Source organism: Candidatus Neomarinimicrobiota bacterium (assembly GCA_018651745.1).
Lineage (GTDB): Bacteria > Fidelibacterota > Marinisomatia > Marinisomatales > TCS55 > JAAZYX01.
On sequence record JABIDL010000010.1, the window covers coordinates 117510 to 134595 of the forward strand.

The window sequence follows — 17086 nt, forward strand, 5'->3', positions numbered from 1 at the left end:
TTAAGATGAGGCCAAATCATTATTTCATTTCAATCCTTTTTTCCATAAGTCTTTCATTCGGACAAGGATTACGGGAATTGCCAAAACTGGATAGGAATGTTCCATCCTCTGATTCAACGCAATATGATTCAGATAATAAAGTACGTGATTATTATCATTTTCGGATGGAAGATGATGAAATGTTAGATGTCAATGTTCAATATGGGTTTGGGGAGCTCAATCTAAAAGCCAATCAACATGATCACCGATTTGATGGCTCTGTTTTATATTTACCAAGTTTTGTTACTCCAAATATCACATATCAAACAACAGCCGGCGAAGGGTCGCTATTTATTGGACTGCCTCAAAAATCGGGGAAAACGTATCCTACTGCATTCCATAGGTGGAAAAGCGAAATTGGCAATGAATTTCATAATGAAGCTGAATTTATGCTACCGCCTGCCATCCCCTTAAATTTAACTGTTGATTTCGGGCTCGGAGAAGCAGAAGTAGATTTTTCTACCCTTACAATAAACTATTTGGATATGAATTGCGGGCTCGGGACCATGGAAGTTTCAATGACAAGGCCAAACAAAACCATCGCAGAATATCTTACTATTGATACCGGGCTGGGCGAATTTGAAGGTGAAGGATTAGGAAATTTTCGCGCGAAACGAGTTTCCATCGACGTAGGTATGGGATCAGCCGAAATTGATATGAGAGGAAAAAATCTTGTTGATATGGAAATAGATATTTCGGTAGGATTGGGTTCTATGGAATTAATTTTACCCGAAAAAGCAAATATTCGCATTGCTGCAGATCATAATTTTTTATCTTCTGTAACTGTCCATAACCTCCAGAAAAGTAGGAGCGGCTGGGTGAGTGATGAATGGAAAGAAGGACTTCCAACTATTAATGTAGATGCAAACGTTGGCATGGGATCGATTGAGATTAGAGTTCGGAACTAGTCCGGACTCATATCGAGATACACAACGCCTTCTACTTCCTTTACGGGATACTCCACAATTTTAATATTCGGATTTTGCACAGCACAACCGTCTTTTATCCCAAATTCCCATAAATGAAATTTGCATTGGACAGACTCGTTTTTTATATGTCCGTCTGCTAAGGATGCGCCGCGGTGCGGGCAGCGGTTATCCCAGGCGAACAATTTCCCTCCGACGTTAAACACGGCAATTGGGGTGTCTTCCACCATAATTAGTTTGGACGATTTTTCTGGAAGTTCAGTTTTTAGACAGACTTTGATCATTTTAAAAGAGGAATAAAATTGAGGCGTATTTTACATTCCGTCTTTTGTTATTAAATCAATGATAACACTTCAGATACTAATTTTTCAATTCCGGTGGCGGCTTCTTTTATGGACTTAGCTTCCATGTAGGCTGGAGTTGATACGATTTTCTTTTCCTTGTCTACCACAAATCCCTCGACAGGACACATCACATGATTGGCGCCCATTGCATTTATATCATTCCCTGTCTGTTCGTTAAACCCAATGGTTAAATCAACTTTCTCGTCTTTTTCGCCCATTACTTTTGCCATCATCGCCGGTGCAATGCAGATGACGCCTATCGGTTTTCCTGCATCATGTACTTCTGATATCAACCGGGATACATCCGGATTGACCGAACATTCTGGCCCTGCCATTGCATAATCGCATAAGTTTTTAGCTACACCAAATCCGCCGGGGAAAATAAGAGCGTCCAAATTATCACCTTTCACGACTGCAATATCTTTAATGTCGCCTCTGGCAATGCGAGCGGATTCAATCAGCACATTCCGTGACTCTTCCATTTCTTCGCCAGTTGCATGATTGATTACATGCAAATGATCAATATTGGGTGCCATCATCACTGTTTCTGCGCCGGCTCGGTCTAGCTCCAACATCGTGATAACGGTTTCATGAATTTCTGATCCGTCATTTACGCCACATCCTGATAATACTAATCCAACTATTGGCATTTTTCTACCTCACATTCATATTATTTAAGCAAAAGATTGGCTTCAATATTCCGTTTCAAACCCGAAAACTTTGTCCGTTTCACTGCTGATCCATTAAACAATTTACGAAATGTTTCTTCATCAAGTGAATTCCAATCTTCGTCCGTGTAGTTCAATATTTCAGATCTAGGTTGAAATGCCAGCTCATCTGAAGATGTTCCAAATTTTTGATTCCAGGGGCAACCTTCCTGACAAATATCGCAGCCGTAGATCCAATCGTGTAATTCTGAATGTTTATGAGGCAAATCTCCGCGATGTTCAATAGTTAAATAAGAAATGCACTTCCCGGCATCGATCTTATATTCCTCAATGGCTTGTGTCGGACAGGCATCAATGCAGGCGGTACAAGTTCCGCAAAGATCTTCAGAAAAGGGCTTATCAGCTTCCAATTCAATATCTAAAATCAGTTCTCCCAAAAAGAACCAGCTACCATAATCGCGGCTAATCAAATTCGTATGTTTCCCCTGCCATCCTAATCCAGCCTTCTGAGCCCATACTTTTTCCATAACCGGAGAAGTATCTACACATACAATTCCCTTAACTTCCGGTGTTTTAGTTTTTAACCAAGCAAGCAATTGAAAGAGTTTAGATTTTAATACGTCATGGTAATCATCTCCCCAGGCATAATTGCTGAGTTTATAATTCGAGGTTAAATCTTTCTGATCGTGACCTGAATGGTACACCATGGCAACAGAAACAACAGATTTGGCTTCTGGAAAATATTTAAATATATCTCCCCGTTCATTTTCCCGCTTCACTATCCATTCCATGCTGCCGTGATGTCCTTTTTGCAGCCATGAATCTAAATTAGCTTTTTCTTGGGGAGTGAAAACTGCTTGTGCAATACCGACTTTTTGGAAACCGAGATCTATGGCTGTGGTTTTGATAGAAACTGATAATCCAATGTCCATAAATACAATTTACGAGTTGTGGTGTTATGGATGTGGTTGAGTTAAAATTAAAATAAATTGAGTTATTTATTCTGGATATCAATGATAAGCTGAATAATATCATCAATCTCCGAATCCGGAACACGCCCTTTATAAAGCCCGCGGCAAATGCGATTTTTATCGAGGATAATAATATTATAAGAGTCTTCTTTCAGGTTCCATGAATTTCTGAGTTTAGCGTCGTAATCGAATAGTACAGTTGTATCAAATTTTTTGGCCTTCGCGCCGCCAATCAGCTGGATTGCAAAATCTGGTTTCCAAGAAGAAGCGCAGTCTGCGATGCCAATTCCCTTAAATGAATCACGGTCAATGGTTTTATCTACATCAAGTGCAACTTTAATAGCATCGTTCACATGCTCGTTCATTTCCGATTCATCGGGATCTACATAATTGATTTGTAAAATCATGCCATCCCATTCTTTCATGGTAAACAATTTTTCATCAGAATCCGGAAACGTCCACTCTGATACTTTATCGCCTACGCGCAATTGTCCAAATGAAAGAGACAACAAAAATGATATAGAAAAAAGAAACCTCAAGTAGAATTAAAAATATTCAATGTAGGTGATTTTTAACTCGCGCGAGAAGTAATCCACCTTGTCATCATCAAAAAGTAAATTATTAAAATCCAGTTCAATGTGCAGGTGTTCCACAAAAGTCCATCTAATAGCAGCATTCAAGTAGCCACCACGGTTGATAGCAATGGTTTCAGCTGTCATGTCATTTTCATTCATGGCAGCATTGTATTCACCAAGGATTGAAAATTCAGGATTAAATTCCATGTCAAACCCAAAGAATAAATTTGAGTCATCATCACCATCATCTGTTTCAAGGAAACTGTGATTCGCGCCAACATGCAAACCAAGGTTTCCGAGAGGTGTAGTCCAATTTTTAGACAATGAAACAAACGCGCCGTACGCTTTCACATCGTATCGATTGAGGGAATCGCCCTCATGAAACATCCCAAACCCTTGTGTATTTATCCCGACAGAAATCCCGGGCATCGTCAGATTTTCATCAACGAGTCTATACTTTACATTGGCTTCGGGGCGCGGGGGCCACTTGAGACTGTCATTCCCGATGATATTCCCCCCGCCATAGGAAAGCCCAAATTGAAAACGATCTGTAATACCAACTGATAATCCGGAAGTTAGCGCACCATGTTTTTGGACTCGGGTTTCCAGCGAATAACTTCCTCTTACAAGCGTACCGGCAGTGGGTGCAGTTATCAGTGAAGTAGGTGCAGGATAGCTAGTTTGAGCGCTAAGAAAAGTTAAAAATACGACGGGCGATAATAATCGCCTTAGTTGGTATGTGAATTTCATGTTCAGAGGTTTGATTATTGACTAAGTAATTTACCTAGACAAAAGAAGTAAAAGCAATAGGTCGTCAGGGATACAATAAATCACCGTTTCGAGACATAACTGACTGCACTCTATTAAGAGGTAATCTATAAAGTGATAAATCCTCAGGCAATCGAAACAGGACTTCTTCCCCTAAAACATTCACCACATCTGCCATATAATCTTCTCCGGTTGAAAGTCTAATTCTGTCCCAATCCATTTTAGGAATAAATGCTACTGTATTCGATTGTTGTTTAGTTCGAAGCAAATCTTCAATAATTAAATCGACTTCATCTAATGTATTTCCTGTTCGCGGGAATGCCGTTTTGTAGAGTTGGTCTGCCGGTGCCTGTTCCAATACCATATGGCTCACTAAAGATCCATCTTTCCCATATTCCCAAATTTGGTTTTTTTCTGTCATCAAATTGTAATGATACGCGAACCTACGAATGATGGAATTATTTGGGATAGACCTCCAAATTTCCTCAGAAAGAAATCCGAGGTGATCGTAACGAAAATCTATCCTTCCATAGAATGTTTGGTCAATAGCACGAAATTCAATGGAATGAATCTGGTCTGCGAGACCTACTTTGAATATGGATTCTTGAGCAATTGCCTGAAAAGCTGATTGTGCAGGAGTACTGTATTTTCTAAACTCGTTTGACCACGATTCTTCATTGCCATATCGGACGAGTTCAATCACTTTTTGATTTTCATTCAGTGTCGCTTTTTTCTGAAGACTCCCATCCTGCCTGTACGAATACATTTCCTGCGATGATATAATTCCGTGTTCGTTAATACTGCTTTTGAGGAGCGGGTTGCCTATTTCATCATAGGCAACTTCGATGTGTTTAGTTTTATGACGCGCAGAAGCGGACATGGTATTCCCGGAAATAAAATCTAAATCGGAAGCAAAAAATTTGAGAGACATTGCCTCTTGCCCTGTAATCATTCCGGTAAATAGTGCAGAAGTAAATAAAATAGAAATGTGAAAATTCATTAATCTATTGGCTCTAAGTCTTCATCTAATTGATTAGATAGCTGGTACCGAAAAATGCTTCCTTGGGCCGGATCGCATACATAAATCATACCTCTATTGTCCACGGTTATTGCTTTGGGATTAATAAGATCTTCATGCGATTCTTTTACATAAAAAGTATCCACCAGAGAAGAATCATTTCCAGATACAACCCAATACGATGTATCAATTATCATTGACTCTACGCCTGCTTTTAAGAAAAACATCCCGGAGGAATTGTACACCTGGAGTTCTTTGGATCCTGTATTTGCAACGTATACAAATTGATTTTGATCTACTGCAACGTCGTAAGGTTTATTAAATCGTGTCAAAAAAGTATCAACACTGGAAGCATTAACTATAAGAGTCGTGTCCCAAAGATCCATGATATCATTCGACCCGGGTTGAAAGACCGAGGGATAAATCATCCATGCATTTGCGGAGACAGGACGGATTTTATGCACAGGGAAACTCTCACCATGCTGTGCAAAATAAATGTTTCCATCGCTATCGACATCAATTCCCGTGGGATCATCAATGGTGCCGGCGCCCGATCCACTACTAATTGCTGTGTGCCCGAAAACACCGCGATGCACCCAAACAGAATCACCTGTTAAAAGTTTTATGAAATGGGTTTTTTCATAATCAATACGAATCATTCTTTGATGGAATCCGTCCAATACATAAATGAAATTGGATTCGTCATCTGTAGCAGAAAGTCCTGTGAAGATAGACTTTTCACTCGCATAATAAGTGTCTTTATATGAATGGGTGAGGTTAGACCCATCGTAAAAAATATGTGGAGACGTTAGTGAATCTTTCACATTCTGCGACGTTGTCCATGTAAATTCATACGGTTCCCATTCTTCGTCATTGATTACGTCAAACCAGTCATCCGATCCTGAAACTGCTTGAAACGAATCACCGGTGGTACTATTAATAAAGGTTCCTGTCGAGGCGACCGATTGAATGCCAATGTGATCCCAAAGCTGGTTCCAACGATAAACTCTATTGGATCCATCAATAAAAAACACATTCATTTTTTTGTCCACATCCACGTCAATCGGGTAAATCAGGGAATCTTCCTCGGAAGTTAAATTTTTGAGAGAATCAAACCCTGTAACAATATCGCCTCCTTGAGAAAGAACCACAATCGCGTTCCCTGCTGAATCTGCAATAAAGATACGGCCATCTTGCGCAATGGATATTTCTGTCGGTGTTACAAAACCATAAGATGCATCCCATACAGGACTGATGGCAAGATAGGTTGTATCTCCAGCAGTAAAATCAACATTTTTATTGATATTATCAGGAAATGCCATTTTCTCTATACATGCAAATTGTACTATCAGAATTGCGGACGCTGAAATTTGGATTAGCCGCTTCATCAGAATCCTATATTAAAGCTGATCCTGTGTGGATCGGATAGATGTTTAAAATTTGCAAATGCATAATCTATTCTAAGTGAAATGGGGCCAAGTGGCACATAAAACCCAGCTCCAAAGGATAAATCTTCTTCTTCGTTATTAAATTTATACCCTGCGCGCAAAGCTAAAGATTTGTATAAAATATATTCCATTCCCATTACGACATTTTCCGCATTATCAACAGGATGGTTTAATTGAAATGATGAAGTTAGACTTTGGTGTTTTGCGGAAAATAACTCCATCGCAATTCCAACTCGGAAAACGGTCGGTGGTGAAAACTGTTCGAACTCTGATTCGATGAGAGTTTCATCCCCAGTACTTTTATCTATAATTCGCCTTTGGTATGTACCTTTCGGACTAGTCTGGGTACCAAAATTCGATAGTGCTGCAGAAAACCTTAACGATTTGAAGCCAGTCCAATAATACGTTCCAAGATCTATCAAAACAGAATTCATATCATGCCCTGCCAGATTTTCCTGAACGTGCTTTAGCGTAAGCCCAAAGCTGAATCTGTCCGTCATTTTTACACCATAAGTCAGCCCAATAAACCTGTCCTGGAATATGAAATAATTCCCGGTTCCATGCGGCATGAATTCTGTGGTTTCCATCATCGGTTCCATATGCAAGATTCCCGCTGAAAGTCCAATAAAATGATTCCCTCTGATGCGAGAAGAAATGGAAGCATAATCGTAATTAATATCTGAGGGCCATTGTATTCTACTCGTGGATATTTGTCTAGAGCTAAATTGTGCAATGGTTGCCGGATTGTAAAACATTGACCCCGCATCTTGATTCAGAGCTACAACAGCTTCTCCCATCCCGACTGCACGAGCGCTTACTCCAATTTTTAAAAATGAAAAAATGGATGTTCCGGATCGTTGTCCACCCAATATCGGAAATAAATTCTGTGCAGATCCAAAAGAAAATCCGACAATTAGAAAAATAAATCCAAATCGCTTCATCAGAAAATCACCTGAATCCCCAACTCCATTGTTCTAGGGCGACTGAATCTTGATGGATCCTCATTCGGGTTAGGTTGATCTATCATACTATATGGAATAATTTCACCCGGATTATAGCCACGACCTGTAAATGAATTGATACGTCGCGGAAGTATTTCCTCAAATATGTTTTCCGACTCGAGAAAAATTTTCAACTGCATTCCCTTTAACTTGAATGATTTATATGCTTTAATGTCCATACTGCTGGTCCCTGAAACAGGATCTACTTCAAACCAACCAAGTACTGTATTTATCCCGGTTTTATCAAAAAACTTTAGACGATAATCGCTGAAGTAGAGATAAGGATTATCCCCATCTCTGGTTCCGATATAATACTCTCTTTCATCAACAGTAATAATACCGTTATCGTATTCTGATGTGTCCGGTATGGAACGCGTGTATCTACGGTTTGACCCGTATTCTATTCGAGCTGAAATGCCCCATCCAGACGGATGATTGTAAGATAAATTTGCAAATGCCTGAAACGGTCTGTCCCAGCTCATGAATGCCTCACCAAGCGGTTTTTCACTAATCGCTCCGGCTTGGACCAGCAAATTGTCTAAGGGCGATGAACTTTTTCCCGTAACAATCGAATAATTGAAATTCACGTCAGCGTACCAATTATCATAAATTCTACTTTTCAAGATGAATTCCACTCCCCGAGATCGTGCATAATCGGCGTTAAAATACATATTAAACCGAAGATGAGAATAGCGAGGATCAGACAACGCAATTGTCTGGGATGTTTCGTAATCAAACATGTCCTTCCAGTACGCCTTTAATTCCAAAACCTGATCTTCGCTGAAACGGTGTTTTATTCCCAGCTCATATTGAACGGTCGTTTTTGGATTTAAATTTGGGTTACCAAAAACCTGATAGGTTGACTGCGATTTGGAATTCAGTTTTGCGTAAACATACTGAAATGTCGGTAGCTGAGAAAAATGTCCGTAGTAAAAATATAGTACATCATTATCCGTTACTGGATGAGAGATTCCAAACCTCGGGCTGAGCCGCCCCTTCCCCCGCAAACCAAATAGGTTAAATGTTTCATCGTCAAATTTCTGTCGAGCTTCCTCCGTTATGATGACATTATTCTCATCAGAAACAGCATCCTCCACATATTTTCCCGGAAACCAGTAATCGTACCGAAAACCAAGATTCATTGTCATTCCCTCAAACGTAATTCTATCTTGAACAAAAAGTGCTCCAAAATTTGTGGTAGCTTGATACATGTCATAATTAGAACCCAAGCCTGTTGTACCCGCCCAAGGTTCATCAATATCCAATACTTGAAGTTGCGTTGTCGTATGTTCGAAGCCAGTCTTTATTTTATTCCGTTTACCAAGTTGGTAGGTCCAGTCCGCGTCAATGCGAGTATTATCACTAACAATGTCATACCATTCAGAAGCAAATCCAGAATCGTAAAATTCATCACCATATGTAATACGCACATTCCCATCTGAATCTGTAAAAATGTAATTAATGGGTTCCAGATCCAACCGTTGGCGGTAGTCTGTCCAATGCAAGTCTTGAACTGAGCTATGCTCAAGTGTAACAAACCTGCCAATTGTAATTTCATAAAAAGATCGTGTACTTAAGGTGTGCGTCCAGCTTAGGTTAAAGAGCCTTGAGTCGCGGGTAATCGTATTGTAATAATCCAATATTTCTTGGTAACGGTATGGGAAATATGTATTTGAAAAAGCCCTCGGCATAAAATATCCCTGATTCACATTTAGCGACATATCGTAGGACACCATTAAACTTTTTTGGGGGGAAATTTTCCAGGAAAGTTTGTAGAGGAAATGCCAATCATTATTTTCACGCTGTGCAAAGGATCGCATTATATTGTTGGCATTTTCTTCTGAGACACCAGGCGGAGGTGTCCAAGATCTGTGTGGATATAAGGTTTTTGCAGTCGGCAAATGACTATCGTAAACTTTCCCAAAACCATTTAAGAAAAATGAAAATTTTCCCGGTAAATCCAGTCCGAATATTTTGGGCAGTAATTCAAGAAAAAGATCAGGCCCACCTAAATTGAATTCTACCCGATCAGATTTATAGTTTGTGAAATCGTCAGGAGAAAATCCCCAATTGTCGCTTACATATTTGAAGGCGCTCTCAAAATGATCTCTACCTTCTTTTAGTTTAACATTCACAACACCTGACATTGCTTGTCCGTATTCCGCACTATAGCCACCGGTGATAATTTCAAGATCCTCAATTGCTTCTGCGTTAATGAACAAATTACCTGAATATCCTGAAAGAGGATCTTTTATAGAAAGTCCATCCACAACAAAAAGGCTTTCATCAATCCTCCCTCCTCGGATGTGAATCTCATTATCCTGTGAGGTTACACCTATTTGCTCAGCTAAAATATCTTCTACGCTGGAAACAACTTTATTTGAAATATCATCGCTGGATACTCTGACCATTGAAGATGTTTCATCTGCGTCAAAAAGTGGCTTCTTCCCCACAACTACAACCTCTTCACCAAGCATTAGAACTGTTTCTTCAAGTTCAAAAGTCAATTCAGCCATTTCTCCGGGAAGAATTTTCACTCCTGTATGTAGCACCACTTTGTACCCGATCATGGATGCTTCCACATCATAGCTACCGGGATTTATATTGAATATCCTAAAATGCCCGTCAATATCTGTCGCCGCCCCGTAGTACGTCCCTTTTAGCATGATATTAACACCGATCAATGGATCGCCGGATTTTGCATCCTTTACTATTCCTCTCATTTCTCCAGAATTTTGCGCCTGAAAAAAGGAAATCAGAAACAAGGTAATCAGCAAAAGGCGGTTCATTCTACAAATTCCTCTGTTAGGATGTAGTTTAGAAATTTAGTTGCAGATCCTTCTCCTTCCATAACGGGATTGCTGCCGTTATGAAGCGGAAGCGTCATGAGCACCATTTTCCCGGAAAGTTTATTTAATCCGGCCTCAAATTGACCCAATGCGCAAACGGTTGGGTTTCCAGTCCAACCATCCGCACCGCCTGTGTCTTCCAGTCTGTACAAACTTTTTACTGTTTCAAATTGTGTGGAATCAGGCTCAAATCCTTTTACGCGGATGGCAATCAGCCGAGATGTTACAAGATCTAAATCATCGGATTCCTGGGATTCAAGTCGCTTCCCGGAGAAGAGCCTGCCGGATGGGTTCAGCGTAAAGGATGAATCAATCGGGAAAAATGCGAAGGACGTATCCTTCATTTCTGAAATATTCAGGAACATATTCCCACCGCCCATCACATAACTCAGAATACTGGAAGCGGCATCAAAATAGGTTTCATTCCCCGTGTAAGCAGAATACCAGATTACATGATCAAAATAATTGAGGTTCGCTTTGATATCTGTAGATGAGAATGGAAGTTCTTCCTGTACTTCCCAAACAGTGTACCCTGTGTCTCCTACAATAGAATCAAGTGCTGTTTTATACCAAGATTGGGCTTCGTTCGGTGTGTCTTGAACAAAATCATCTACCAATAAAACATTCCCTTTTACCGGAAGGACTTTCCAAAAATCCGCTTCAGTAGTAATCAATGTATCCGGGAAATGGACAATTTCACTTTCCGCTCCGGCGATATCCTGTACTTTCAAATAAAAGGTGTGAAATCCTGCATCTAATTCTGTAAGTGTTATGCTGGAGTACGATGCCGCGTCCAAACTCGTCCAGCAGGTATCACATGTATCATCCAATGCGTAATAAATATATGTGACAGATTCTATGCCGTCTTGGTCTTCTAAATCCCAAATAAAGGTGCGCGTTGGGAACGTGAAACTCGTGTCACCATGCAGGTCTGTTGTAAGAGGATTGCTCCTGTATCGGAAGGAAATAACCGGACTTGAGTTCATAATCGGCAACACGATTTTTGCCGGTGTATTATCTACATTTCCTTCAGTGTCAATGGCATAAACTTCAAAACTAAATACATCCAAATCGGTACGAATTGGTACATAAAAAATCCCAGATTCATTTGTCGTAGCTGTCCAAGCTGTATCGATATTCCATTTATAATTATATCCTGCGATTTCGCCATCAGAATCTTCGCCCCACCAGTGAATTTCCTGCTTGCTGGTTGTAATTGTGGAAAAGGCAGATGTAAGCGTATCCCACACCATACTCGTATCCGGATCTGAACCAATCGAATACGCCCAAGTTGTATCATATACTGTTTCTCCTGTTCCCGGGTCTACCCCAGACGTTATAGATTCGACGGATGCATAAATTGTATCGGTTGCAATCAGTGACAGGAATGTTTCCGGCAATTCATCTGCAAGCGGGTTGGATGGATCGTTATAATCCCACAGAGTGCAATGGGTTAAAAACAAACCGAACAGTAAAAGGGAAAGACGTTTTATCATCAAAAGTAAAAAGGCGGAAAGCCTAAACTTTCCGCCTTTCTATTTCCGTTTAACGGACCAGAAGCATTTTCTTGTGTGCAATAAAATCACCCGCCAAGACTCTATAAAAATACACACCGGATGCAACCTGCTCACCAGAATCATTTTGCCCATTCCAGTTAAGCACATGCATTCCCGGACGGTAAGATGCATTTTTCAACAGTACTCTTACCCGACGTCCAAGAATATCATAAATGACCAACGTAACATCTTCGTGTCCGCCGATCTCAAACCGAATGCGTGTTTCCGGGTTGAACGGGTTCGGATAATTCTGATGTAATTGATATTTGAACGGCGTTCCGACAAAGTCAGGGTCATTCCCTAGTATTTCGCCAATATCGGCCATGCTTCTTACCTGCAATTTGTAAGTCCCGAAGCTGAAATTGAAAATACCGGAGACGGATTCAAGAGAATCTCCAACCACAAGCCCTGCCATATAATTATCCGCGTCAGCATTTGCCCAGTCATCATCAATTAAACATGTATTCCCAGCAGCATCTTGAACCGTCCAGTCGTAAGAATTGACAACGCTCACAATCACATTCGTGAGCTCAACCTGAACACCTTCATACGATTCAACTTCGTCACCGTCATCTTCGTTTAGGTCTGCCGGACCTACAAATGCTGATTCAATTACGTGCCCGGAACTGTGAACCGTGAAAGTACTGACGTCGGTAATTTTCGTAAGGTTATCCCACTTAAAATGCCAATCATCATCGTATTCTTCAACCATTCCGGTGATGGTAACAGAGTCACCAACCGTAAAAGCAGAATCAGATTCATAGAAGATTCCACCCCACTGATCTTCAGCGTCTTGCATAGCATAAAGCCCAGAGTTACTGGATGAATCCATTGTAACAACCCCAGTGAGCGAAACTGTACAGCCATATAGTGGTGAATCGCCGGACTGCCACGGAGTATACTGAACATCCATAATAGAATAGTCACCATCAATCGTTGGGTATCGGAAATTTTCAACCGCTGGATTATACGGAGAATGGGAAGTGTCCACACCCGATTGTCCTACGCCGTCATCAATCGCTTCAATGTAATAATCCACATCCGCACCTTCCGTGCCGGTCGCAGGAATTGTTCCCGAATACGATGTACCGCTGGCAGTCATCGCTACCGATGTATAGGTTCCGCCGTCAACACGGTAATACAATGTTGCACTCGCAACCGTTGAATTATCCGAGATTTCTGCTGTAATGGTAACATCATCAGCCGTTCCCGGTGCACAAGGTGATCTTGTTTCAGAAATAATATTCGGCGGACCAGAACCGATTATGATATCAGATCCATATAGCGGTTCAAGTTTGTACGTCGAGGAATCGGTATAACTTCCATAGTGATGATAAGGCCAACCTCGAATTGAGTCTAATAATGTACCAACCGGCGGTGTACCTTCAGATGCAATCCAAGCTGATAGACTATCAGAGTCATCGTCAACCCACACAAATCCGGATCCATCATCAATTCCGAAAATTTCATATTGGGATGCAGGTTGGGTAACTGTGGCATCTTCCACATACACCATGACCGTTCCCCACTGCTCTGCCGTAGCGGGTAGACGCAGATCTCCGGTAGTTACGGTTCCACCTTCCGGAAGTTCATTCCCTGCAGAAATAATATCCACAACACCGGCACTCCAGAATTCTGTCATGTTAGAATAATCAGTACGGTATTCGCCTACTCTTCCGAGCAGTTCAATTTCATCTCCTTCAAACAATACGGGGAATGTGCTGGAATCTGGGTCATATGACATGATTCCACTCCATGGGCCGCCGCTTTCATCGGCAAAGATAAATTTAATACCATCTCCAGCATAACTTAGCCCGGTTGGCATAGTAACAATACCGGTCACGGTATATGCTTCACCAACACCTGCTTCAGCATTATCACCACCCACTGAAACATAGGAGGAATCAGAATATTCATCATCCGGTGTTTTCAATAGATCGCTATACAATACCTGCTGAATTCGCTGGATTCGAATATTTCCAGTAGTTTCAACAACATCGCGTGCAAGTCTCGGCTGAATTTTGGTATTGCTGTAGGAATAATCAAGCACACCCACAACTTCTGATAATGAATCGCCTGCAGTCGGCCAGAAATAATAGTCCCAATTATCGTCAACGCGAACCGTATCTGTTCCGTCTGTTACTGACCATTCACCATTCCCAAGACTGTCAGAGGCAACGGTCACATTAGCGACTCCCACGAGGCAGCCTTCGTAGGCTTCTGCTAAAGAACCGCCTGTTGAAACCTGAGCAGGCGTAACAGGATCCGGTGCAATCATATTCATTGCAGCACCATGTAATTTAAACGATGATATATTTTTGATTTCAGTGACACCGTAGTATTCATCAACCGTCCCAGTTACAGTCACACTGTCTCCTTCAGCAACAGAATGAACAGTTCCCGCAGAGGATTCAAAATCAAAATTATCCCAACCACCATATTCATAAACCATCACTCCATTCCAAGGTCCGGCACTATCTTGCACGAACAAGGTGCGTTCATTGTATCCACCCCAAAATTCGGCAGTTACGATCCCGCTAATCGTTACTACACTACCATCCAACGGCGAATCGCCAGATGTATCTGTTGTGTACTGGACATCATAAATCGCAGTAATGGTTTCCGCAGCTTCAAACGTAACCGAAAAAGTATCGGACATAGCTGAATTCCCATGTACATCCACAAGTGAAATGTAAAAATCCACCGTGTCGCCTTCAGTCTGACCGGTGATTGCGCCCGTATATGTGGAATCGCTGTTATCAGTAAGTCCGATAAGAGAATATGCCGCATCGTTTAATGAAGTCGCAAGACTGCAAACCAATCCGGCTTGATCATCATAAGCAAAAGCCGTGACAGCAACATCTTCACCGGAGACTGGAAAGGTTGGATCAAAGGAAACTGAAACAAGAGTAGGCCCGACATCGGTTGTAACAAGATCAACCATGCTTCTAGGCGTCACTTCATACTCACCATAACTATAGTCTACTACGCCAATGATTTCCGAATAAAAGTCTCCCACAGCAACACCACCTAAGTCATCATCCGGGTCTATAAAATCGTCTTCAATTTCTACTTCACCTGAACCATCATCCACAAACCATTGACCATAACTATCAGCAGCCTGAGTAACGGTAACATTGGTGAGTTTTACCAAAAGACCTTCATAGGCTTCAGCTGTATCAGAGCAACCACCACCCAATTCACCAGTAGTAACAGAAATTGGATCAAAAGAACGAACAGAAGATGAATCAATTGAATACAATGCTATATTTTTCAACTCCGATAAGCCATTATATTCATCCACCTCACATGTTAAAGTTATTGAATCTCCCTGTGTAGGATTAACAGATGTATCATATACATAAATTCCACTCCATAAAGAGTCTCCATCTTGAACCCAAAAATTCGGGTACGAGCCTGATTTAACAGCTGTTACAATACCTGAAACGGTAACTGTGCTATCATCATAAACTGTGGTATAACAATCATTCGTACCTGTACCAACTGTGGTTGCATATTGAATATCGTATATCGATGTAACATTCGGTGCGGCTGCCACTGTAAACGTGACAGTGTCTGCCACATGCGTGCTCAAATTTGCATGACTATCATCAACAAGCCACATAATAATCGTATGCGAACTTTCGGATAGAGCGGTAAGCGCAATGTCATCTGTTGTATATACCATCACGGTTGAGCCGCCGTCAACGGAATAATGGACATGACCATCGCTTCCGGAAGTTGCTACGGTAAAATTAGACACTGTAAAAGAAACAGTGACATCAGTTGAATAGGTTGTTGAGCCATCTGTTGGGCTTGTAATGGCAATTTCAGGATTATTTACTTCGAGCTCGGTATGCGGATGTGAACCAAGATAATCCCAAGTATCCAGAGCCAATACAATCCATTCAGAATCGTCAGCATCAGTCCCTGCCGATGCGCTCCAATCTGTATTTCCAGAGGTTACCGTTGATTTCCGGACAAGTGTATGGTCTTTTGTAGCATTAGTGGTTCCAGCAACGTCCCATCCAGAACCTGGGTCATTATTTTCTACACCGATAGCATCAATTATTGCACCATTTTTTAGTAAAGCGATTCCATCATCTCCATTGTGATGCATTGGACTTTCATATGCAAGCGGAAGATCCGTTTCTGCAAGAATTATTGCATCTGCTGCATCTGCTGCAAGAACAAACACATCACCGGAAATTAATGTACCCGAAAGAGTAACATCCCTATCTCCACCGTCCCCCCATGCTGTTCCGTTGTTTGTTCCCTGCACGGAATAAGATGAAAGATCCACATCAGCGCTTGTACCATTATAAATTTCTACATATTTATTACTGCTACTTCCTTCTGCGTACTCTGAGAAAAACAAATCTGTTGCTTGTCCCATTGCAAACGTAATTAACAGTGTTGGAATTAATACTAATCGTTTCATTGTACTCTCCTTGTTTGTCATTTAATAACCAGGAATTTCCCTTCCTTGGTTTCTCCAAATGATGAACTTCCGTCCACCAAATTCTTTACTGTAAATAGATACAGGCCCGACGCAACTGCCTGGTCGTGCCGCGTTATTAGGTCCCAAGCGTGTTCTCCGCCGGCAAACTGCGGCGAGCGTTGATCGTTTATATTCTGAATATCCGATCCTGAATATTCATCAGAATGATCAATGATATCCACTAAATCTCCGGATAATGTAAAAATACGAATCTCTGCTTTTTCTGGTAAACCTTGAAACCACAGCATTTGCGCTCTGCTTCCATATCCGTCCCACTGCGCCTGCCCTTTGAACGGATTTGGATACACGCTGGGATCATTTGCCCACGTTTCCTGCGATGCTGAAACGCCAGGATACACATATTTCCTGTTTGAATATACCGAGCTTTCTAAGCTTTCAAGATTTGAATCCGGATCACCGCG

Annotated in this window: 13 protein-coding genes; 1 reads left to right on the plus strand and 12 read right to left on the minus strand. The window is 41.3% G+C overall.

The annotated features are described in order from the left end of the window. Window positions 1–5: 5 nt before the first annotated feature. Window positions 6–947 (plus strand): hypothetical protein, encoded by a 942-nt coding sequence (locus tag HOD97_01635; protein ID MBT4280311.1) that lies wholly within the window; start codon window positions 6–8, stop codon window positions 945–947. On the opposite strand, the gene HOD97_01640 is transcribed toward HOD97_01635, so the two are convergent. The 12 genes from HOD97_01640 to HOD97_01695 form a co-directional block, all read right to left on the minus strand. Beyond that, on the minus strand, window positions 944–1249 hold the full coding sequence (locus HOD97_01640; GenBank protein MBT4280312.1) for a Rieske (2Fe-2S) protein: 306 nt from the start codon (window positions 1247–1249) through the stop codon (window positions 944–946). The genes HOD97_01635 and HOD97_01640 overlap by 4 nt on opposite strands. A gap of 50 nt (window positions 1250–1299) precedes the next feature. Further along, complete coding sequence (elbB, locus tag HOD97_01645) at window positions 1300–1959, minus strand: isoprenoid biosynthesis glyoxalase ElbB (GenBank protein MBT4280313.1); 660 nt, start codon at window positions 1957–1959, stop codon at window positions 1300–1302. A gap of 20 nt (window positions 1960–1979) precedes the next feature. Beyond that, window positions 1980–2909 carry a tRNA epoxyqueuosine(34) reductase QueG gene (queG, locus tag HOD97_01650; protein ID MBT4280314.1) on the minus strand — a complete coding sequence of 310 codons (930 nt, stop codon included), beginning with the start codon at window positions 2907–2909 and terminating at the stop codon, window positions 1980–1982. Window positions 2910–2971: 62 nt separating this feature from the next. After that, window positions 2972–3487, minus strand: a complete 516-nt coding sequence (locus HOD97_01655; GenBank protein MBT4280315.1) for a hypothetical protein — start codon at window positions 3485–3487, stop codon at window positions 2972–2974. A 6-nt stretch (window positions 3488–3493) separates the two neighbouring features. Beyond that, on the minus strand, window positions 3494–4273 hold the full coding sequence (locus tag HOD97_01660; protein MBT4280316.1) for a hypothetical protein: 780 nt from the start codon (window positions 4271–4273) through the stop codon (window positions 3494–3496). Window positions 4274–4337: 64 nt separating this feature from the next. Next, window positions 4338–5291: a hypothetical protein gene (locus HOD97_01665; protein ID MBT4280317.1), complete on the minus strand. Its 954-nt coding sequence runs from the start codon at window positions 5289–5291 to the stop codon at window positions 4338–4340. Then, window positions 5291–6697, minus strand: coding sequence for a hypothetical protein (locus HOD97_01670; GenBank protein MBT4280318.1), 1407 nt, complete (start codon window positions 6695–6697; stop codon window positions 5291–5293). The genes HOD97_01665 and HOD97_01670 overlap by 1 nt, the downstream gene beginning before the upstream one ends. Further along, complete coding sequence (locus HOD97_01675; protein ID MBT4280319.1) at window positions 6697–7698, minus strand: PorV/PorQ family protein; 1002 nt, start codon at window positions 7696–7698, stop codon at window positions 6697–6699. Before HOD97_01675 ends, HOD97_01670 begins: the two co-directional genes overlap by 1 nt. After that, window positions 7698–10547, minus strand: a complete 2850-nt coding sequence (locus HOD97_01680) for a TonB-dependent receptor (protein MBT4280320.1) — start codon at window positions 10545–10547, stop codon at window positions 7698–7700. Before HOD97_01680 ends, HOD97_01675 begins: the two co-directional genes overlap by 1 nt. Beyond that, the gene (locus HOD97_01685; protein ID MBT4280321.1) at window positions 10544–12103 is read right to left on the minus strand and encodes a hypothetical protein; all 1560 of its coding nucleotides are present in this window, start codon (window positions 12101–12103) and stop codon (window positions 10544–10546) included. The genes HOD97_01680 and HOD97_01685 overlap by 4 nt, the downstream gene beginning before the upstream one ends. Window positions 12104–12152: 49 nt before the next feature. After that, window positions 12153–16604 carry a T9SS type A sorting domain-containing protein gene (locus tag HOD97_01690; protein ID MBT4280322.1) on the minus strand — a complete coding sequence of 1484 codons (4452 nt, stop codon included), beginning with the start codon at window positions 16602–16604 and terminating at the stop codon, window positions 12153–12155. 17 nt (window positions 16605–16621) lie between these two features. Next, window positions 16622–17086, minus strand: a 465-nt coding sequence (locus HOD97_01695; protein MBT4280323.1) for a hypothetical protein, incomplete at its 5' end; no start/stop codon positions are given.